The sequence below is a fragment of the Rhodoferax sp. GW821-FHT10B06 genome (genome assembly GCF_059415605.1).
The window spans coordinates 142,925-163,594 of the sequence record NZ_JBWKNO010000003.1; the positions used below are offsets into that span (position 1 = coordinate 142,925).

Consider the following 20,670-nt stretch of genomic DNA (forward strand, 5'->3'; position numbering starts at 1 on the left):
CCATATGACCGGATAAGCCTGGGTATTTCGTCGCTCGATAGAGAATCCTCCAAAGTTGGAACTGGTGTAGTTCAGGATTTTTTGCGCGCGCTGCCCGATTTTGTTTTTACATCCAGAATCACGGCCACTGCGATAATCACGCCCTTGACGATTTGCTGCCAGTACGAGCTGACATTCATCAGGTTCAAGATATTGTTGATGACGCCGATAATCATGGCGCCAATCACCGTTCCGGTAATCGTGCCGGTGCCACCCATTAAACTGGTGCCACCAACCACCACGGCGGTAATCGCGTCAAATTCATAAGCCACACCGGCGGCGGGCTGTCCCGAATTAATTCGCGACATCAGCACAATACCGGCAATGGCGACCAAGATACCGTTGAATACAAAGGCCCGACGCAATACCCCATCGGTGTTGATGCCCGATGCCAACGCGGCCTTGGCATTACCGCCCACGGCATAGACGTGACGGCCAAACTTGGTGCGGTTCAATAATACCCAGGACACCATCACCACGAAGATCAATATCAAGACCGAAATAGGCACGGGGCCGATATTGCCTTGGCCAATCACTTGAAAATCCCCCAGGCCGCTGACCGGTACGCCTGCCGTGTACAGCAGAATCGCACCCCGCGCCACGGTGGTCATGGCCAGAGTCATGATGAAGGATGGGATCTTGAAATATGTGATGACATATCCGTTGATCAATCCCACTACGATTCCGACAGCAATTCCGGCGGCAATGGCCAAGTAGATGTTCTGCGTCTGGGACATCACGCTGGCGGCGATGGTGCCAGTCAGCGCTACCACCGAACCCAGCGACACATCGATATGGCCCAGGATGATGATGAAGGTCACGCCACAAGCCAGCAAACTCACCACCACCACCTGGCGCAGGACGTTGGTCAAATTGCCCGTGGTCAGAAATGTTTCATTCAAAAATGACGACAAGACGAAAATACCGATGAATATCAAAATGGTCCCGTATTTTCGGTAAATCTCGGCAAAGCCCATATTTCTTATTTTTGCTAGCATCATGTTTGTCTCTTTGGGTTGGAGGTTTTGGATTGCGGTACTCATGCGTGTGCTCCTGTGGCCAGAGTCATTATTTTTTCTTGCGTAGCGTCCGCACGGCTTATTTCACCGCGCAGTTTTCCCTCCTGCATTACCACGATACGGTCGCTCATGCCCAATATCTCGGGCAATTCGGAGGAAATCATGATGATGGCCAGACCCTGCTTGGCAAACTGGGTCATGAGTTTGTGGATTTCGGATTTAGAGCCCACGTCAATACCACGGGTCGGTTCGTCCAATATCAGAACGGTTAAATCACGCAGCAACCATTTGGCAATCGCAATTTTTTGTTGGTTACCGCCACTCAGGGTATTTACGACGGTGTTTAAATCTGCTGTCTTGATTTGCAGCAGCTGGCGCATGTGCTGGCCGGATTCGCTTTCGGCTTTTAAATCTAGCCATAACCGTGGCGCAAATTTTTCCAGATTGGCCAGGGATATGTTTTCCTGCACCGAACGGCACAGCACCAGGCCCTCGGCCTTGCGGTCTTCGGACACCATGGCGATGCCGCGGCGGATGGCGTCGGTGGGCTTGTTCAGCTCCAGCTTCTGACCACCCAGCCAAACCTCGCCCGCGTCCAGCTTGTCCAGTCCGAAGATGGCGCGGACCACCTCGGTGCGGCCGGCGCCTATCAGCCCGGCCAGGCCGAGGATCTCGCCCTTGCGCACCTCGAAGCTGATGTTTTGGAATACACCGTGTCGGGTCGCGCCGCACACCGACAGGGCGACTTCGCCGATAGCTACGGTTTCCTTCGGGAAGATACTGGAGATGGTGCGACCCACCATCAGCCCGATCAAGCTGTTCTGGTCGTAGTCGGCCGCTTTGCCCGAGCCGACGTACTGGCCGTCGCGGATGATGGTGATGTCGTCAGCGATCTGGAAGATCTCGTCCATCTTGTGGGTGATGTAGATGATGGCCACGCCGCGCGCCTTCAGATCGGCGATCTGGCGAAACAGCATCGCCACCTCGGTGTCGCTGATGGCCGAGGTAGGCTCGTCCATGATCACCAGCGCGGCGTTGCGCGAGATGGCTTTGGCGATCTCCACCAGCTGCATGCCGGCGATGCTGAGTTCGCGCATCTTCTGGCCGGCGCGGTAAGGCAGGCCCAAGCGGTCCAGCAGGGCCTGGGTTTCGCTGGCCATGCGCTCAAAGTCGACGAACAGGCCCAGCCACTTGCTTTGCATGGGCTCGCGGCCCAGGAAGATGTTCTCGGCGATGGTCATGTCCAGCACCGGGCTGAGTTCCTGGTGGATCATGGCGATGCCCAGCTCCAGCGCGGCGCGGGTGTTCTGGTGGCTGAGCTGCACGCCCTTGAAGAATATCTCGCCCGAATCCACCGCATGCTCGCCGCTCAGTATCTTCATCAGCGTGGATTTGCCGGCGCCGTTTTCGCCCACCAGCACATGCACCGAGCCGGCGCGTACCTTCAGCTGCACGCCGTCCAGCGCTTTCACGCCGGGGAAGGACTTGGTGATCTTGCGCATCTCCAGCACCAGGTCGTCGGTTTTGACTTTCATCAGCACTTTGTCTCCTTGTTCGGCGCTGGCTTGGCCGCGCTCTGTGGTGAATTCTAGGAGTGCGATAGAAAAAAAGTTCTAAAAGGAAATGAAAACTGTCATAAACTAGCATTTCATTAGGGTTAGTATTGAAAGCTATATGTCAAACACAGTACATTCGAGCCGAATCACCATTGCCGACGTGGCCAAAGCCGCTGGCGTCAGCCTGTCCACCGTCGATCGCGTGCTCAATGGCCGGGCACCCGTGCGGCTTGACACCGCCCAGCGCATCCACGAAGTGGCCGAATCCATAGGCTTCCATGCGGCCGGCGTGATCCGCGAGCGGGTGCACGGCAAGCGCGTGCGCCACACCCTGGGTTTTCTGCTGCAGCGCACCGACGCGGCCTTCTACCAGGAGCTGGGCGAATCGCTGGCCTTTGCCACCGAGGAATACAGCGAGTTTTGCGCCGAGCCACAGATTGGCTATATGGACGACCTCTCGCCCGAGGCTGTGTCGCTGCGTTTGCGCGAGTTGGGTGAGCGGGTGGACGCGGTCGCCGTGGTGGCTGTAGACCATCCGCTGATCTGGGCCGAGGTCGAGCGCCTTAAGGCCAAAGGCATACCGGTGTTTGCGCTGATCTCCGACCTGAGCACCCCGGCCCGCGCCGGCTATGCGGGGCTGGACAACCGCAGCGTGGGCCGCACCGCGGCCTGGCTGATCACGCACATGGCGCCTACGCCCGGCAAGCTGGTGACCTTCGTCGGCAGCCACCGCTTCCAGTGCCAGGAGGTGTGCGAGATGAGTTTTCGGTCCTATGTACGCGAACACGCGCCGGGCTTCGAGCTGATGGAGCCGCTGTTCACGCTGGAGAGCGACCAACTGGCCGAAGAGGGCACGCGCGATCTGCTGCACCGGCACCCGGACATCGTTGGCGTATTTGTCACCGGCAGCGGCATCGACGGTGTGGTGCGGGCGCTGCGCGAGCACTACAGCGCTACACCTGGCACCCGGCCGATCTGCGTGGTGCGGGAACTCACAGAGCACGTGCGCCAGGGGCTGCGAGCGGGCGACCTGGACGCCACGCTGTCGCATCCCTTGCCGCGACTGGCCAAGGGACTGGTAGAGATGATGGTCAACGTGCTGAACCAGCCCGGCATGGGCTTGCAGCAGTGCGTGGTGCCACTGGACACCCAAACGCCCGAAAGCGTTTAGTTGCTTGCGTTTAACGTCTCGTCCAAAGTAACCGCCATGCTGTCGCGCATGGCTGCCACTATTAATCCAGTCCCTTCTTACCCAACGCCCAGTAGGCTTTGATCTGGTACTGGCCATTGCTACCGCGATGCTGGCGCAGAAATTGGCGAATTCTTTGAATGGAAGTCGTCTTGCCGGTCAATACAAACGAGGTGACCAAATGTGTTTGGAGCAGCCCAAGAGCGTGCGACTCCACTTCCGACAAATGTGCCTCGCTTTCTGTGCGTACGCTGATGTGAGCCTTATCCAGGCGCAGCGCTTTGATGACGGCCAGCGTCTCGCTGGACGCCGATATCTCCAGAGAGGTTTGCACTGACATAGTCCCTGGGATAACGCCATTCAACGCGGAGATCAAGCCCAACGAGGTCTCATCGCCAAACATGTAGGAGGGGGTGGACTGGAGTTTCGTGAGGTCAATAGATCGGCGCGGACCGAAGATGAGACAACCGTCGCCCGTGCGCAGTCCGCGAGCCCACTGCGAGCCGGGGCCATCGCCGTGCATGTAGACCAGGATTCGGGTACGACCTTGGGTCGGGTTCCAATCCAGCGGCGTGTAGGTTCGCTGCACCCAGCCTCCGAATTGCAACTGGATCTTGTCGCCGGGTGTCCATTCGCCCCCTTTGAGCGCGTCGCCGCCAAGCGTGATTAATCTGAACTTTTCGCCAAAGTCCTCAATGGTGATCACGCGGGCTGGCCGCGTAAACAACTTTTGCACTGCCGTTTCCAGCAGGCCCATGCGCTTGCCGATGGGTGTCGTGTTGCGAGCGGCTTCTGGTGTGGCGTATTCAGTCATATTTTTTGCTCCATCGAATGAATGTCACCGGGCGTCGGCGTCATAGACCGCTCGCTAACGTCGCGGCCCCTGCAGCGCGAGGCCTGGTCGGGGGGCCGCCCTTGCATCCTGCGCAGACCGTCGAGATCGTGAATACAGAATCACTTTGGAGGACGAAGCCCTCCTGGCTCGCAAGCACGTTCAAGTGCGCATGCAACTTCAGGTTCTTGATGAAGACTTTCCGCTTTCCGCATCGACACACCAAGGTATCCATCTGCGTATGTGGCCCCTCAGGCGCGTTGCTGTACCGTGCACGGCCATGTTCACCCCATGTGCGAAGCAATAATCCTGTCTGTGTCATTTCTTTGAGTGCCCGGTAGACTGTTGCTGGCGCGACGATACCGAACCGCTGGTGGAATACATGGAGAATCTGGTGTACGTCGAGGTAATCGGGAGAGCTTTGCTCCAGCACGTTCAGGACGCGCACACGCATGACAGTGGCTCGCAACTGCACGGTGCGTAAGCGCCTTATATGGCGTAAAGCAGCCCTCTCTTGCTCGTTGCTAGGTGATGTCGATCTCACGCTCTCGACTTGCGCTTTCGTCTCGACATCTGTATGTACTGTGTTGCGGCGGGCGAACGCAGCCATCAGATCAATTGCCAGGGGATGCTCCATATGTAAGGGGATGCTGGATTCCTCATGAAGTCGCGGCTTACTGGACATCTTCACCCTCCCAACCGCCCCCCAGCGCCTTGAACACCGACACGCGGGCCGAACCTACCCGTTGGTCTGCAGCAGCCACTTGCGACCTGGCATTGATGAAGCTCGTCTGCGCGACGATCACGTCCAGGTAGCTGATGGAGCCACTGCGGAAACGCTGGTCTGCCAGCCTGAATGCGTTTTCCGCGCGTGCCCGAGCATCAATCAATGCGTTGCGCTGCAGAAGCGCAGCACCGTAGGTGCTGAGGGACTGCTCGGACTCCTTCAAGGCATTCAGCACCGTGCCATCGAAGCTGGCCAGCGAGGCCGAGGTTTGCGCCTTGGCCTGTTCGACACGGCTGCGCGCCACCATCACATTAGGAAAGCTCCACGAAATCAGCGGCCCCAGCGCGAAGGAAAAGGTACGGTCGCCCTTCAGGAAGTCGTTGCGCAGATAGTTGGCCGATGTGCCTAAGCTGATCTGCGGATAGAGGTCCGCCACGGCCACGCCAATGCGCGCCGTGTCAGCCGCCAACCGACGTTCGGCTTGCCGCACGTCAGGGCGTCGGCGCAGCAGCGCAGAACCGTCACCCACCGGCAGAGCACTGGCGATTTCCGGAGCTTTGATACATGCGCGTGCCGCATCCGGCACCTGCGCCGGCGTTCGACCAGTGAGTGCTGCCAGCTCAAACAAGGCGGACTCGCGCTGGCCCTGCAGCGCAGGCAAGGCAGCTTGGGCCTGGGCCACGGTCACCCCGGCCCGTTCCACGTCCAGACGTGAACCTGAGCCGGCATGCTCCTGCTCGACAATGATCCCGAGGCTGCGCTGCGCCAAAGCGATGGATGAGTTGGCCACCTCGATCGCCTCGCCCAGTGTGCAGGCGTCCACATAGGCACGTGTTGTCTCGGCCACGACCACCACGCGCGCTGCGTCAACGGCGGCGGCCACGGCATCGGTGTCGTAGCCCGCGGCTTCGATGTCACGTTGTACGCGGCCGAAGAGATCTACCTCGTAGGAGATGTCTAGGCCACCACTGTAGCTCCACTGCTTTGGGGCCTGGCCGCTGCCGGTCCATGAGGTCTGGTCGCGGCCATAGCTTGCGCCAGCCGAGGCGGTGGTCGATGGGAACAGCCCGCTGCGTGCCTCGCCGAAGATCGCCCGCGCACGCGCCAGATTGGCCTGCGCCATCCGAAGACTGGTATTTGCTGACAAGGCGTCTTGCACCAGACCGTTAAGCGTAGGATTCTCGTAAAGTTTCCACCAATCTACCGGCATCGGTGTATTGGTGTCGGCAGCCGCAATTCTGGTGTCGGACGCCGCAATCCGGCTCACGAAGGGGCTCACTGCCGTGTCAGGCATCGTGGGAGCGTGGTAGTCCGGACCGCTCGCGCATCCGGTGGCGAGGGCAGCGGCGGCCAACGCCGTAGCAGCCATGGTTCGTGAGGGGAAACGGGCCGAGCACAGAGAGATGGTCATGGGGGTGAAAGAGTCGCGAAATAATTTAGACACTGGACACCTCCACAGAGGCGAGTTCGCGGACACGCGGGCTTTCCGCCGCAGCCCGGTGGTCCTTGGCCAAGAAGCTGTAAACCGTAGGCAATACGAAGAGCGTGAACAGCGTCCCCACCAGCATGCCCATCACCACCACGATACCAATGGCAAAGCGGCTAGCAGCTCCCGCGCCCTCGGCGAACAGCAGCGGCACCAGGCCGGCCACCATGGCTGCGGTGGTCATCAGCACAGGTCGCATGCGCACCGCAGCGGCCCTCTCGATCGCCTCGATGCGGCTGAGATTCTCGTGATGCTGGATGTGGTTGGCAAAGGTCACCATCAAAATGCCGTGCTTGGAGATCAGCCCGATCAGCGTGACCAAGCCGATTTGCGTGTAGATGTTGAGCGTGGCGTAGCCGAGCCACAGCGGAACCAGCGCGCCGCAGACGGCCAGCGGCACGGTGACCAAGATGACCAGGGGATCGCGCAGGCTCTCGAACTGCGCGGCCAGCACCAAGAAGATGACGACCAACGCGAACACGAAAGAGACCAGCAGGCGGTTACCTTCCTGCACGAACTGGCGGCTGTCGCTGAGCCAGTCCACGCTGGTGCCCACCGGCAACTGCTGCGATTCGAGGAATGCCACAGCCTCGCCCATGCTGACACCTGGACGCGGCAAGGCTTCGAGCGTTGTGGAATTCATCTGACCGAACTGGGTCAGTTGGTTAGCCTGCGGATGCATTTCCACGTGGGTCACCGTCGACAGCGGCACCAAAGCACCGGAGGTGGCCTTGACATAGAAGCGACCGAGGTCCTCCGGGTTCATACGTTCGCTGCCGCGCACCTGCGGAATCACGTCATAGGAGCGGTCGTGGAAATTGAAGCGATTGACGTAGTTCTCGCCCACCAGTACCGCTAGCGTGTCAGCGATGGCCTGCATGGTGACACCCATCTCGCTGGCCTTGGCGCTATCGATCGTGATGCGCGCCTGTGCGCTATCGAAGGCCAGGTCGTTTTGCACATAGAGGAAAAGACCACTGGCATAGGCCGCCTGCTTGATCTTCTCGCCAGTCTCGTAGAGCGTCTTGAAGTCGTCCGGCGAGCGCAGCACCATCTGCACAGGCAGACCACCGCTGGAACCAGGCAACGAAGGCAACTGCAGGGCGGTTACCGTTTCACCCTCAATGGCCATGCCTGCCGCTTGGATTTCGCCCTGGATCTCGGTGGCCGAGCGCTTGCGCTCGGACCAGTCCTTGAGGATTGCGCCACCCAACATATTGTTCTGCCCGCCAGCGATGCCGCCCACGTGCATGAAGCCACTTGCATATTCCGGAATCTTGGCGAACAGCTTTTCTATCTGTGCAGCATAGTGGGAGGTATAACCAATCCCCGCATACTGTGGAGCCTTAGTAAAGACGATAACAAGACCCTGATCCTCGGTCGGCGCTAGCTCTTGGCTGGTGCCGTTGAACAACACCACGATCGCAGCCAGCACAGCCACGCCGACCAACAGCACTGCGCCGCGTGCAGCCAACGTATGCGCCAGCAGTCGACCGTAGACAGCGGTCAGGCGCTCCATGCGGTGCTCGATGAACTGCGCCAGACGGCCCTCGTTCTGTTTCGGGCTCAGCAGCATCGAGCTCATGACGGGCGAGAGGGTCAGCGCGATCACACCTGACACCAAGACCGATCCGGCCAGGGTGAAGGCGAATTCCTTGAACAACGCGCCGGTAAGTCCACCCATCAGCCCGATGGGTGCATAGACTGCGGCCAGCGTAATGGTCATTGCAATCACAGGCCCCACAATCTCTCGCGCACCCAACAGCGACGCGCGCACCGGTGTCAGGCCTTCCTCGATATGGCGGTGGATGTTCTCCACCACCACGATGGCATCGTCCACCACCAAGCCAATGGCCAGCACCATGGCCAGCAGAGTCAGCAGGTTGATCGAGAAGCCACAGGCCAGCATCAGCGCGGCTGTCCCTACCAGGGACAAGGGGATGGTGACGACGGGAATGATCACCGCGCGGAAGGAGCCGAGGAACAGGAAGATCACCACGATGACGATCACGATGGCCTCGATCAGCGTGTGCTTCACTTCCTCGATGGAGGCATTCACAAAACGCGCAACATCGTAGTTGGGTTCTACCTTCAGTCCCGGTGGTGCCATTTCACGGATCTTGGGTATCAGTTCGTTGGCGTGTTTGACGATATCAATTGGGTTGCCATCCGGTGTGGGCTGGATACCGATGAAGATGGCCGGGGTGCCTGTAGCGAAGGCTGCTCCGTTGTAGTTCTGACCATCGATCTCCATCGTGGCCACGTCGGACAAGCGAACCACTCCTCCGTCCTGGCTGGCCTTGACTACCATCTGACGGAAGTCCTCGACATCACGCAGATCGGTTCCTGCGCTGATGTTGGTGATGGTCAGCGCGCTCTTAAGTTGTCCTGGGGCGGCCTGCACATTGTTGGCGCGCAGCGCGGCCGATATTTCACCGGCAGACAAGCCGCGCGCTGCCAGCCGCACCGGGTCGATCCAGACGCGCATGGCCAACGTCCGACCACCCATGATGTCGGCCGAGGCCACGCCAGGAATGCCAGTGAACATGGGCTGCGCCACCCGTGTGGCGAAATCGGTCACCTGTGGGATCGACAATGTGTCGCTGAAAAATGCCACATACTGCACGGCCGTGCCACCTTCAGTGGACTTGCTGATGACCGGGTCGGTCACCCCCGCCGGCAACTGGTACTTGACCTGCTGTACCTTGGCGAGGATCTCGGTCATGGCACGGTCGGCGTTGGCGTTTAACACCAGCCGGGCCTTGATGTCGCTCTTGCCTTGCGTAGTGGTCGAACTCAGGTACTCGATGCCGCTCGCTGTAGCGATGGACTGCGCAATCGGCGTCGTCACGAAGCCCTGCATCACCTCTTGCGTCGCCCCCGGAAATGAGGTGCTGATCGTGATGGTGGCATTCTCCAGGCTGGGGTACTGGCGCACAGGCAGGAGGAAGAACGCGCTCGCGCCCAATAGCAGGGTGAGCAGACTGACGACCAAGGCCAAAATAGGTCGTCGAATGAAGATGTCGGTGAAATGCATTCCGTTCTCCCTTACCGAGCCGACGCGACATTCCCCGCAGGGGCGGCGCTTGCAACTGCAGGTGTGATCTTGACCGTCGCACCAGGCGGCAAGCGGATTTGACCGGCAGTGACCACCACGTCTCCGGCCTTCACGCCCTTGGTGAGCAGCACCTCTTCGCCCAACCTGCGCCCCGTCGTGACGGGCACCGTCACGGCCTTGCCAAGGCCCTCGCCATTGATCTCCTGCACCAGCACAACGCTGTCGCCGGAAGCCGAGGTCTGGATAGCCGTCAGCGGCAGGGCAATGGCGTCTTCCGTGGAGGGCAGTTGCAGGTGCGCAGTGGCGTACATGCCCGACTTAAGCAGGCGGTCCGGATTGGACAACTGTGCCTGCACCACGGCATTGCGGGTTTCGCCGTTGATACGAGGCTCGACACTGCTGACCTTGGCCTGAAACAAGTGGTCCGGCGCGGAATCGACGGACACCCGGACGGACGCCCCCACCTTCAACTTAGACAGCTCCTGTTGCGGCAGCGTGAAATTCAGGTACAGCGGATCCAGTTGCGTCAGCGTGGCAATCGCATCACCGGCATTGAGGTATTGGCCCGGATTGATGCGGCGGATGCCGATCTGGCCAGAAAACGGTGCCCGGATGGTTTTCTGTTGAATGCGTGCATCCAGTTGCTTGATCGCTGCAAGCGCCTGGTCGGCTTCCGCCTTGCGCTGCTCCAGCAATTCGCGCGGCTCGGCACCGCTAGGTGCCAAGCCCTCCGAGCGTTTCAGTTGCAGTTGCGCAAAGTCGGCCTTGACAACAGCGGCGGCGCGATCAGCTTGCTCGGGGGCGTCATAGAGCTGTACCAGCACATCGCCCTGTTTAACGGTTTGCCCGGCCTCGAAATGGATGGCCGTCACGCGTCCCGCCGTATCCGGCGCCAGCAGCACTTCCCGTACCGCTTGCAGACTGCCGATGGCTTGTAGTTCATTGGTCGCGCTACGGGGTTGAACCTTAATGGTCGATACCGGCAGCGGCGGCATTTCAAAGTGACCTGCTGGGGCCGCGTGGGTTTGACGCCAGGTGTACAGCGCCCCAAAAATAGCAATCAAGCCGATAGCTGCAATCGCTACTGGCTTTGCGATGCGCGCAGGGCCAGCGCTCGGGAGGAAATTCATAGGGTCAGTCCTTGGCAAAAGTGATTTATTGACGACGCCAAGCCATGCACGCTAGAGATGGATGGAGCCACGATGCCAAGAAGAGTAAGAGGGAATCACGCAATCGACATTGCGAAATCTGGTCAAGATATTCTTCATTTCAGCCAAACAGATTCGCAAGAACTGATTGGAATTCAAAAGCCTTGCGACTGGCTGAACTGGATAACGATGTGGCCAAATTTCGCTATCTAGTCACGCCAGTCATTGGTAAATTGGGGCATTTACAAATGCGAATAAGAGTTATTTATGAAATATGTACGCCCTGCCCTGCTTTCCCATTTGTTTTGTCAAGAAGGGGGCCGCGCAAACCCAGCCCTGACACCGATGGCCCGGGCCACCCGACAAGCCCTGCTCGGGTTTGCCATGGCGACCGCTTCCTTGACGGGTCTGCAGCCTGTGTTCGCCGCTGAGTCCAGCCAGATATCGGCTGCGAAGCAATTCAATATCCCGGCGGGGCCACTCGACCAAGCGTTGCCGGTATTCGCGAGACAAGCAAACATCACATTGGCCATCGCACCTGGCGTTGCTCAAGGCCTGACCACACTAGGCATTGCCGGAACTTATTCGCTGGCTGATGGCCTGCGGGCTCTCATCGGCTCCAACGATCTGCGCGTCGTGGCAGGCGCCGATGGCAGGTTCCGGATCGAATCGGCCCGTGCCGGTGCTGCGGTATTCGAGTTGCCGGCCGTAGTTGTCACGGCATCGGCGGGTGGCGTCGAACAGCAGATCCAGGACGCCCCGGCGTCGATCAGCGTGATCACCCGTAAGGAGCTGGAAAGCAAGCCCTATCGCGATCTGGCCGACGCACTCAGCTCGGTGCCCGGCGTGGTCACCACCGGCGGGGGCGACCACAAGGAAGTCAATATCCGGGGCATGGGGTCGGCCTATACGATGACGCTCATCGACGGCAAACGGATCGACTCACGGGAAACGAGTCGTCTGTCCGATGGGTTGGGTCAGATGAACGCCTGGACACCGCCGGTATCTGCGATCGAGCGTATCGAGGTGGTCCGGGGACCCATGTCGGCGCTGTACGGCTCGGATGCCATGGGTGGCGTAATCAATATCATCACCCGCAAGGTCGCCAAGGAATGGGGTGGTGAGATTGGCACGGACGCCACGTTCCAGGAAAACTCCAAATCCGGCAATGTCTACCAAGGCAACTTCTTTGTGACCGGTCCGATCAAGCAAGATCTACTGGGCCTGCAACTCTATGGGCAATATTCCAAGCGCAGCGAAGACGAGATTTACAACGGCTACCGCGGTAGCAAGCGCGACAACCTGACGGCCAAGCTGGCACTGACACCCACTCGCGACCACGACATCGTGCTCGAAGCCAACCACACCGAGCAACGCATCCAGCAGGAGACGGGCAAGAGTATCGACCCCGGATGCGGCGCCTACTCATACCCCGGATGTGCGCTGCCTGTCGACAAGAAGGTAGACGTCGATCGCCTGTCGCTGTCTCATACCGGGCGCTGGGCTTTCGGCACCTCGGAAACCTATGTGCAGCACGAGGAATATGACATCGCATCGCAAGATATCCATCTCAAGAATACCGACGTGCGCACCTCGTGGGCCTTGCCGTTGGGTAACCACATCGTCACTCTGGGTGGCAGTTTGAGCCGCAATGAACTGCACGACGGATTTTCCAACCAGGTCTCCAGTCTGACCGACATCAAGCGTACGCAAAAATCCCTCTTCGCGGAAGATGCCTGGTATCTGACCGACACCTTCACGCTGACGACGGGCGCGCGCGTGGATGACGATGACCAGTACGGCCAGCACTGGAGCCCGCGCATCTATGGCGTGTGGAACGTGGCGCCGCAATGGACGATTAAGGGGGGGGTTACCTCTGGTTTCAAGGCGCCAGGCATTACCCAGATCGACAAGAACTTCGGCTCGATCGGTGGCTTGGGGACGATCTACGGGAATCCGGATCTGAAGCCCGAGAAATCCCTGAACCAGGAAATCGGTGTCCTGTACAAGCAAGAAGGCTTGAGCGGCAGCGTGACTTTGTTCAACAACCAGTTCAAGGACAAGATTACCGACGTCGCATGTCCCGCCGATCAATGCGCACAGGTTCCCAACCTCTATGGCGGCTATCCCCAGTCCTATGCGAACGTGGGCCGCGCTATCACCAGAGGCCTAGAAGCCACTCTCGGCCTATCGCTCGCGCGCAACCTCACGCTCGACAACAGCTATACCTATACCTACTCCAGGCAGCAGACGGGCCAATACGCAGGACTGCCGCTCAACAAGTTGCCGCTCCACCTGCTGGCCAGCACGTTGAACTACCAGCCCATCGAAGCGCTGACGACTTGGGTACGCGTGACTTACCGTGGTAAAGACAGCCGCAACGTCGGCGGCACTTCCGCCATCCTCTTCCCGGTGGAGGCCCCCTCCTACACCATGGCCGACCTGGGTGCCAGCTATGAGGTCAATAAGACTGTGAGCTTGCGCGGGGGCATTTACAACCTGACCGACAAAAAGATTGGCTATGACCGCTACGGCTTCGTCGAGGATGGTCGTCGCTACTACTTGGGCATGACTGCCAAGTTTTGATCCTGTCGGGAGCCTGACTTTTTACTTTTTTTGCAACCACAGGAGAACTGTCACATGGTGACCAAGGAACAAAACAGAATTGCTTTATTTTGGTTGACGGCGGCACTCGGTGCTGTGCTGTTTGTAACGCTGCAATCGTTTTCCTACGTCAACGACTATATCGTAGCGCACGGTGCGATGCCGGCAATGACGTTTAACGCAAGCGCGTTGTGGATGGTGTCCGCTTTCTATGGCGCCTGGATCGTTACCGTCCTGCTCGCGTTGATTGGAACCTCTCGCGCCAATTGGGCCATGCTGATTCTTGGTAGTGCTCTTGCGATTCTGAACACACTTGCCGGTGTCTTCGATGGCATCCGAGATGGAGGGCATATTATTTTCTCGGCTTTGCTGTTCATCACGCTTCCCGGTGCCTGCGCCATTGTGGCGTCTTGGCGTCACGTCAGACAGGGCGCAATCGTCCATACTCACGACTGAAGCAATTCACATTGCAAACGCCTGTTGTCAGTTCGGTACGGCGGTAGAGCCCTGCAGAAGAGCTGGAAAGTATCGCCAAATGCATGAGTTTTACCGGACTGGCCAATAGTCTGGCCAAACATCGCGTTGATGCCAATGCAAATTTGGCCAAGTCCGCCAGAAATCAGTGACCACCCCAGTACATGAAAAAATCTACTCACTCAAGCGCATACGAACTTCATGGCTGATCACTCGCAATCGGCCGGCTGGTCAATTATTTGATTGACGGCAACAAGCACTTGTACCAATGTTCAATTCATCAATTCAGGGGGGGTGATTGGTGGAACCTTACGATCGATAATTTGCGTCTTGCATCAGGACGCGATCAGCGTAGCAAGCTGGGCGGCACTGAGCGCACCCCGGTAGATGCGGAACTCGTCGATCGAACCACCGAAGTACGCATCGCCGGAGTACTGCGAGCGGCCGATCCAGTTCTGGCTGGTGCTGCGCAGGCGGAACGGCGCAAACTGCATTGCCGTGTTGGTGCCGACCACGCTGCCGTTTACGTACAGAGTGCAGGTCGTGCCTGCCAGCGTTAATGCAACGTGTACCCATTGTCCCGAGGGTAATGCCGCATTGCTGTTGATCCCACTCTCGCCGCGCCAGCCGGTAAGCGTGCTACCGAAGCGCATGACGCCATTTCCTGCCCGCGGCGTCAAATACATATTGTGGGTGGGGCCAGAGCCGAAATCGAAGATGCGTTCCCCGCTATTTGCGCCATTCCAATAGACCCAGGTCGCGAGCGTGAAATCGCTGACATCGAGCAGCATGTCAACAGGCAGACTGACATAGCCATTGCTGCCGTTGAGTGCCACCGCAGCGCCCTTTTTGCCAGTCGTCCAGCTAGCGCCCCCGACCAGTGTGCCGGCATGTCCATTGCCGCTCGAATCGGCTGTGGTGGTGCCGCTACCGTCGTTGAATGCCAGGTAGGTTTGCAGTTGCAGTACATCCGTGACCGCCTTCGCCTCGTTCGACACGGTAGTTTCACCGGACGGCGTTGTCGCGGTTACGACATAGTAGTAGGTCCCCGCCGTCAAACCGCTGTCCGTACACGTCAGCAGATCGGTGATGCCGCTGGTAATGGTCGTGTAAGTCCCCCCTGAGGAGGTACTGCGCTTGACGGTGTAGCTAGTGGCATAGGCCGTGCCCCACCAAGACAGAACGACGTCACCGTTGCTGATGAGGGCCGTTAGGCCGCTCGGCGCGGCGCCGCTGGTAATCGCATCGCGTGTGAAGGCCAAGGTGCCATAGCCCAACTGGTCGTAGCCACCGCTGTTCGTGGCACCGCCTTCCGGCTGGACCAATGTCATCATCTTCTGGGTGTAGGGCGCCGCCAGTCCCTTGCGGTTGACGTAATGGTGATAAATCAAGGCCCAGGCCGGTCGCAGGGTGCCTTGCGCCGCCGTCGAAAATGCGGTGTCGGTGACGTAGCCATTCGCATAGGTCGCAAACGGCACCGAATAATAGGACGTTCCGGATTCGATCAGATTGCCCTTGGCAATGTATTCGGCGGCCGCCAGGCAGGCGTTGTTGTCGTAGCCGTACAGATCGACGCCCTGGTTCCAGGCCATCTCGCAGATGGCGCTCAACAAGGTCAGGCTGAGCGTGTTATGCCCCTGATCGCGGCCGGTCTCCTGCGTTTGGCCCAGATAGCCAGGATGGACCCAGTAGAGCATTTGCGCAATGGCGCCGTTGCCGAGTCCGGTCTTGAAATACGAGACCGTCGCGTTGAACATCGTCTGGTCGTCGCACAGCACGCCGATGGCCATGACCGCCGCCATCGCGCACAGGTCCCAACTGGAGTAGACCGCAAGACTGGACGGGGTGCTCCCGGTGAAGCCGCTATCCATTGGATAGAACACGTTGCGCATCATGTTCTGGAAGCTCAGGAAATCAGCCGCCGCCCATCCCGAATAAGTGCGCATGATTTCGCCGGCATTGGCAAACTGATAGCCCTGAATGCCCGCCACCAGAAATCCATCGTAGTGACCGTCATACCACGAGATTCCCGTGAGGGTCGACGACCATGCATTCATGATCTGCACGGCCTTGTCGGCATACGCGGTGTTGCCCGATACCTTCCAGCGCAGGGCGCACGCATAGGCGGCAGCAACATCGTTGTATAGATAGTAGACGTTGTCGTTATGCACACCGTCGTTGCGGTAGACCACTGCCTGCGGAGTCGGGGTGTATGACAGGCTGGCGTGACTGTTCCCTGTCAACTTGTTCCAGCCGCTGGCCCAGGGTTCTACGCCAACTTTCGCAACCATCCTGTCGAAATCGGCCTGCGTGTGCAGCAAGCCTGGATGCGTAAAAGCCGTGGTGGTCGATGAGGATGAGTCAGACCTGGCGGTAACAGCGAATGCATCTGAGCTGTTTCCCCCTCCGCAGGCGGACAACCCCAATACGCCCAAACTCCCCAGGAATAGGCGACGCGAAATGTCTTCCACCCGGTCAGTAGCTGATTGTCCGAATGCCCTCCCAGCCGGAATAGATATCTCGGTAACATCTGCATGGACGAGGGTACGTACTGCGGCGGAATCAGCTAATTTTGAATGCATTCTTTTGTATCCTAGAGTTTGGTTTGGGTTGAAGAGCGATGCGAATGGATTGCCCCGACTTGCTTGGCAAACCCCTGTCATGCGAAAGATCGTTCGCGTTTCGTAGCAGTTATGTGAAGTGGTTTCTTTTTCCGCCAGGGAGCAAGATCTACGCTCGCACGTTTTTACTATGGCTTCCTTTAATCCCATAGTCAACTTGACATTCTTGTAGCAAACAGAACCTTGATGTGACAAATTTTGTCCCGAGGTGGGCTGATCAAAACATTAGCCGGCGTCTATTAGGAGGGGTGATATGCGTCACAGTTGCGGGAGAAATATGAACACATGGGCTTGCATTTATTACTCTTTTTGAGTTGGCATTGCGACTCTTCAAGCAAACCTCGGGCCAGCATTGCGGCCCGCTTAAACACCCCAAACTCCCGAACAGGAAAAGGACGACGTCCTAGGTGGCCGGTCGAAGCGATCGAGGCTGGTGTCGAACTTGAAGACTTCAAAATCCAAGCTACGCCGGATGAGCTATGAAGTCAGGTCGGCATTTTCGATATTTCCTGAAAAACCGACATCACCCCTTGCCGCTGGCTCGTACGTAACGTCACGTTCGACGGCAGCTATACCTATACCTACTCTCGGCAACAAACGGGGCAGTTTGCGGGATTGACACTCAACAAACTCCCGCGCCACCGGCTCGCCAGCACGCTGAACTACCAGCCCATGGCCGCATTGACGACTTGAGCACGCGTGACCTACCGTGGCAAAGACAGTCGTAACGTCGGCGGTGGCAGACTTGGGCACGACCTATGAGGTCAACAAGACCGTGAGCTTGCGCGGGGGACATTTACAACCTGACCGACAAAAAATCAGCTATGACAGCTACGGATTCGTCGAAGATGGTCGCTGTTACTACTTGAGCGTGACCGCGAGATTTTAGGCTCGGCAAGGGGGAACTTACGGTTGGCTGGATTGAATAACGGTATGGCCGAAACTCGCTATCCCGCTCATATCCAGAGTCAATATATTTAGACTCTCCATCCGTGCTCCCTCAAAAAAATTCATGTCAAGAACACTTTCGGTGTGCCCGCGTTTATCAGCTTTTTTCGATGAATGGGGGTGTCGTCACCCGAACGCGGCGGCGGACAACAGCTCTACGGAGCGGAAATGACCAAACTAAACAACTGGCCTTTGGCATACCGGCTGGGGCTGGGCTTCGCCATTCTCTTGATATTGATGCTAACGATGATGGCTGTGGGACTGGGCGTACTGCATACCTCGAACCGCAATGTCGAGGAGATGGGGCGCCTGGCGCGTGCTAGCAGCGCGATCGAGCGTTGGCAGCAGATGACCTTGCTCAATCGCGCCCGTACGCTGGCCGTGGTGAAAAGCGATAGCGAGAACCTGAAAGTGTTGTTTGCGCCCATGATCGCGGAAACCAGCCAGCAGATCGGCGAGGTTCACAAGGCGGTCGAGCAGTTGATCACCCCGGCGGATGAACGCGCGCTGCTCGGCCAGGTGGGCCAGCTCCGTGAGGAGATGCTGGACGCACGCAAGAAGCTGATGAGCGGCGGGGGCGACGGCAACCCGGCAGCCGTAGATGTGGCGTTCGATGCTTATGTACAAGCGCTGGGAGCTCTCGCCGAGCAGGAGAGGGAGCTCGCCGCAAAGGCCGCCGCTGAAGTGGAACGGGCGTCTGGCGAGGGCGGTCGTTGGCTGCGCGTCTTCGGTTTTATGGGCGTACTGGTGGGCGTATTGACTGCCTGGCAGATCACACGCTCAGTCACCCGGCCTGCGGCGCGGGCGGTGAACTTTACGCGGACCATCGCCGACGGTGATTTGACCCAACCCATCCGCACGCTGTGGCGCGACGAGATGGGCCAGGTGCTGGGTGGTCTCAAGATCATGCAGGGCTCTCTGCACGAGATCGTCGGCAGGGTACGCAGTGGTGTCGACTCGATCGTCCTGGCCGGCGGGAAGATCGCCGCCGGCAGCGAGGACCTGTCTCTGCGTACCGAGGAGGCGGCCAGCAGTTTGCAACAGATAGCCACTTCATTGACGCAGATGCATGACCACGCGCAGCAGGGTTCCGATGCGTCGAACGCCGCCAGGGAGTTGGTGCAGACGATGCACGCCGCCGCGCAACGCGGTGGCCGGGTGATGGCCGAGGCCGAGGTGACGATGGAGGCCGTCCACGTCAGCGCCCGCGAGATAACCGACATCATTGGCGTGATCGACAGCATCGCCTTCCAAACGAATATCCTCGCGCTCAATGCCGCGGTGGAGGCGGCGCGCGCCGGCGAACAAGGCCGCGGTTTCGCGGTGGTAGCCAGCGAGGTGCGCGGCCTGGCGCAACGCAGCGCGAACGCGGCCAGCAACATCAAGAGCCTGATTGACAGCAGCGTCCGGAAAATCGAGTCGGGCGCAACGCTGACGAAAGAGGCCGGCACCGCGGTGACGCAGATCGTCGATTCGATCAAGCGGCTCGGTAACGTCGCGGCCGAGAGAACGCAAACCGCCATCAAACAGACTCAAAGCCTGGGTGAAGTCACCTTGGCCATCAGCCAGCTTGACCGGATGACGCGGCAAAACGCCGAACTGGTCGAGCAATCGGCCGCTGCCGCGACAAGCCTGAAAGCGCAGGCCGACGAGTTGAAACGGGTGGTTGAGGTATTCCGCCTCCATGAGGTAGAGAACCAGCCGGCGGCTGACAGCGGCGCGGTACGGCCTGGTTCGCCGCGCGGTAAGACGATGCCGTGGAGTTCCACGCGATCCCGCCCCGCCCTGGGGAGCCCCCCCTGAGGAAGTGGAATCAACGCTCAGCGGCTAAGAGACCGATAGAGTGAAATTTTTTCAGATAACCTGGAGATCGACTATGGATTTGGGACTAAAGGGAAAACGGGCGCTTGTGACGGGTTCAACGGCCGGCATCGGGTTTGCTACCGCACGCGCGCTGGCGGCCGAGGGCGCTTATGTCACGGTGAATGGCCGGACCCAGGCGCGCGTTGACAGTGCGATCGATGCGTTGGCAAGCGAGCTTCCCGGCGCATCCATCACCGGGATCGCAGCCGATCTAAGCCGCGGTGAAGGTTGCGAGGCGCTGCTTGGCTTGCTGCCGGAGATCGACGTACTGGTCAACAATCTCGGCATTTTCGAAATGAAATCGTTCGAGGAAATTTCGGATGAGGATTGGCTGCGTTTCTTCGAGGCCAACGTACTGAGCGGCATCCGTCTCTCGCGCCACTATGTGCGCGGCATGCGATCGCGCAACTGGGGGCGGATCGTCTTTGTTTCGAGCGAATCGGCGTTGCAGATTCCGGCCGAGATGATCCACTATGGCATGACCAAGACCGCGCAACTCGCCGTGGCGCGCGGGCTCGCCGAGACGCTCGCCGGTACCGGTGTCACGGTTAATAGCGTGCTGCCCGGGCCGACATCCTCGGAGGCCGCGGGTACCCTTGTTGCGCAAATAGCCGCGAGCCGAGGCCTTGACATCGAGACCGTGGAACGGGAATTCCTCGCGACCGCGCGTCCTTCCTCATTGATTCAGCGATTCGCAACTACGGACGAGGTCGCGGCGATGATCGCCTATGTCTGCAGCGCTCAAGCATCTGCAACGACGGGAGCAGCGCTGCGGGTTGACGGCGGTGTGGTGCGGGCTATCGCATGAGGCTAGACCGCCGCTGACGCTAGACGGTACACGTGAGTCGCTCTCGAGCCCGTAAAGACACCTACAAAATTATTTTCAGTACGCTGCGCCTGTCACCGATCTCGGTTCTAGTCCACTGAAGCAGAAGAATTGGCGGTGCCTGCGCTGAGGATTGTTGTACTTCCACTGCAGCGGTGTAGCGTCCTTGTTGTGCTGCCGGATGTAGCGGATGAGCTTCTTGTCCAGGTCCTTGAGCCAGGTGAAGATGCCTCTGCTGATCACGTCCCCTGTCCACCACCTCTCGGAAAACACGCAAATT

Annotated in this window: 14 protein-coding genes and 1 pseudogene; 6 read left to right on the top strand and 9 right to left on the bottom strand. The window is 59.0% G+C overall.

The genetic code is table 11. The features are described 5' to 3' along the window. Window positions 1-71: 71 nt before the first annotated feature. Both AC07O2_RS06095 and AC07O2_RS06100 read right to left on the bottom strand, forming a co-directional pair. Window positions 72-1,082 (bottom strand): ABC transporter permease, encoded by a 1,011-nt coding sequence (locus tag AC07O2_RS06095; protein WP_495074854.1) that lies wholly within the window; start codon window positions 1,080-1,082, stop codon window positions 72-74. Then, window positions 1,079-2,593 (bottom strand): sugar ABC transporter ATP-binding protein, encoded by a 1,515-nt coding sequence (locus tag AC07O2_RS06100; protein ID WP_495074855.1) that lies wholly within the window; start codon window positions 2,591-2,593, stop codon window positions 1,079-1,081. The genes AC07O2_RS06095 and AC07O2_RS06100 overlap by 4 nt, the downstream gene beginning before the upstream one ends. Before the next feature lie 139 nt (window positions 2,594-2,732). Here AC07O2_RS06100 and AC07O2_RS06105 point away from each other — a divergent pair, with 139 nt between their 5' ends. Then, window positions 2,733-3,785: a LacI family DNA-binding transcriptional regulator gene (locus AC07O2_RS06105; RefSeq protein WP_495074856.1), complete on the top strand. Its 1,053-nt coding sequence runs from the start codon at window positions 2,733-2,735 to the stop codon at window positions 3,783-3,785. Between the two features lie 61 nt (window positions 3,786-3,846). Here the strand turns inward: AC07O2_RS06105 and AC07O2_RS06110 are convergent, their stop codons facing one another. From AC07O2_RS06110 to AC07O2_RS06130, 5 genes are read right to left on the bottom strand one after another with little or no spacing between them, the layout of a single operon-like run. Further along, complete coding sequence (locus tag AC07O2_RS06110; RefSeq protein ID WP_495074857.1) at window positions 3,847-4,617, bottom strand: siderophore-interacting protein; 771 nt, start codon at window positions 4,615-4,617, stop codon at window positions 3,847-3,849. A 40-nt stretch (window positions 4,618-4,657) separates the two neighbouring features. Then, entirely contained in the window at window positions 4,658-5,320 is a 663-nt protein-coding gene (locus AC07O2_RS06115) for a Fur family transcriptional regulator (RefSeq protein ID WP_495074858.1), read from the bottom strand. Next, window positions 5,310-6,773, bottom strand: a complete 1,464-nt coding sequence (locus tag AC07O2_RS06120) for an efflux transporter outer membrane subunit (protein ID WP_495074859.1) — start codon at window positions 6,771-6,773, stop codon at window positions 5,310-5,312. Before AC07O2_RS06120 ends, AC07O2_RS06115 begins: the two co-directional genes overlap by 11 nt. Before the next feature lie 25 nt (window positions 6,774-6,798). Further along, the gene (locus AC07O2_RS06125; protein ID WP_495074860.1) at window positions 6,799-9,885 is read right to left on the bottom strand and encodes an efflux RND transporter permease subunit; all 3,087 of its coding nucleotides are present in this window, start codon (window positions 9,883-9,885) and stop codon (window positions 6,799-6,801) included. 11 nt (window positions 9,886-9,896) lie between these two features. Continuing rightward, window positions 9,897-11,036: an efflux RND transporter periplasmic adaptor subunit gene (locus AC07O2_RS06130; protein ID WP_495074861.1), complete on the bottom strand. Its 1,140-nt coding sequence runs from the start codon at window positions 11,034-11,036 to the stop codon at window positions 9,897-9,899. 285 nt (window positions 11,037-11,321) lie between these two features. Between AC07O2_RS06130 and AC07O2_RS06135 the strand changes: the two genes are divergently transcribed. After that, on the top strand, window positions 11,322-13,640 hold the full coding sequence (locus AC07O2_RS06135; protein ID WP_495074862.1) for a TonB-dependent receptor domain-containing protein: 2,319 nt from the start codon (window positions 11,322-11,324) through the stop codon (window positions 13,638-13,640). A 54-nt stretch (window positions 13,641-13,694) separates the two neighbouring features. After that, complete coding sequence (locus AC07O2_RS06140; protein ID WP_495074863.1) at window positions 13,695-14,114, top strand: hypothetical protein; 420 nt, start codon at window positions 13,695-13,697, stop codon at window positions 14,112-14,114. 353 nt (window positions 14,115-14,467) lie between these two features. Here the strand turns inward: AC07O2_RS06140 and AC07O2_RS06145 are convergent, their stop codons facing one another. After that, window positions 14,468-16,714: a LamG-like jellyroll fold domain-containing protein gene (locus AC07O2_RS06145; RefSeq protein WP_495074864.1), complete on the bottom strand. Its 2,247-nt coding sequence runs from the start codon at window positions 16,712-16,714 to the stop codon at window positions 14,468-14,470. A 324-nt stretch (window positions 16,715-17,038) separates the two neighbouring features. Between AC07O2_RS06145 and AC07O2_RS06150 the strand changes: the two genes are divergently transcribed. The 3 genes and pseudogenes from AC07O2_RS06150 (at window position 17,039) to AC07O2_RS06160 (ending at window position 20,372) form a co-directional block, all read left to right on the top strand. Next, entirely contained in the window at window positions 17,039-17,236 is a 198-nt protein-coding gene (locus AC07O2_RS06150; protein WP_495074865.1) for an H-NS family nucleoid-associated regulatory protein, read from the top strand. 1,248 nt (window positions 17,237-18,484) lie between these two features. Next, window positions 18,485-19,270 (top strand): annotated as a pseudogene (locus tag AC07O2_RS06155) (methyl-accepting chemotaxis protein); the annotation flags it as partial. Window positions 19,271-19,577: 307 nt separating this feature from the next. Then, a complete protein-coding gene (locus tag AC07O2_RS06160; RefSeq protein ID WP_495074866.1) occupies window positions 19,578-20,372 on the top strand; it encodes an SDR family NAD(P)-dependent oxidoreductase in 795 nt (264 codons plus the stop codon). Window positions 20,373-20,447: 75 nt separating this feature from the next. Here the strand turns inward: AC07O2_RS06160 and AC07O2_RS06165 are convergent, their stop codons facing one another. Next, window positions 20,448-20,633 (bottom strand): hypothetical protein, encoded by a 186-nt coding sequence (locus tag AC07O2_RS06165; protein ID WP_495074867.1) that lies wholly within the window; start codon window positions 20,631-20,633, stop codon window positions 20,448-20,450. Window positions 20,634-20,670 lie beyond the last annotated feature (37 nt).

Bases quoted from the DNA above. Each gene is read 5' to 3' on its own strand.
- AC07O2_RS06095 (WP_495074854.1), bottom strand. From the start codon at position 1,082: ATGAGTACCGCAATCCAAAACCTCCAACCCAAAGAGACAAACATGATG.
- AC07O2_RS06130 (WP_495074861.1), bottom strand. From the start codon at position 11,036: ATGAATTTCCTCCCGAGCGCTGGCCCTGCGCGCATCGCAAAGCCAGTA.
- AC07O2_RS06150 (WP_495074865.1), top strand. From the start codon at position 17,039: ATGGGCTTGCATTTATTACTCTTTTTGAGTTGGCATTGCGACTCTTCA.
- AC07O2_RS06100 (WP_495074855.1), bottom strand. From the start codon at position 2,593: ATGAAAGTCAAAACCGACGACCTGGTGCTGGAGATGCGCAAGATCACC.
- AC07O2_RS06145 (WP_495074864.1), bottom strand. From the start codon at position 16,714: ATGCATTCAAAATTAGCTGATTCCGCCGCAGTACGTACCCTCGTCCAT.
- AC07O2_RS06140 (WP_495074863.1), top strand. From the start codon at position 13,695: ATGGTGACCAAGGAACAAAACAGAATTGCTTTATTTTGGTTGACGGCG.
- AC07O2_RS06110 (WP_495074857.1), bottom strand. From the start codon at position 4,617: ATGACTGAATACGCCACACCAGAAGCCGCTCGCAACACGACACCCATC.
- AC07O2_RS06115 (WP_495074858.1), bottom strand. From the start codon at position 5,320: ATGTCCAGTAAGCCGCGACTTCATGAGGAATCCAGCATCCCCTTACAT.
- AC07O2_RS06120 (WP_495074859.1), bottom strand. From the start codon at position 6,773: ATGACCATCTCTCTGTGCTCGGCCCGTTTCCCCTCACGAACCATGGCT.
- AC07O2_RS06135 (WP_495074862.1), top strand. From the start codon at position 11,322: ATGAAATATGTACGCCCTGCCCTGCTTTCCCATTTGTTTTGTCAAGAA.
- AC07O2_RS06160 (WP_495074866.1), top strand. From the start codon at position 19,578: ATGGATTTGGGACTAAAGGGAAAACGGGCGCTTGTGACGGGTTCAACG.
- AC07O2_RS06105 (WP_495074856.1), top strand. From the start codon at position 2,733: ATGTCAAACACAGTACATTCGAGCCGAATCACCATTGCCGACGTGGCC.
- AC07O2_RS06125 (WP_495074860.1), bottom strand. From the start codon at position 9,885: ATGCATTTCACCGACATCTTCATTCGACGACCTATTTTGGCCTTGGTC.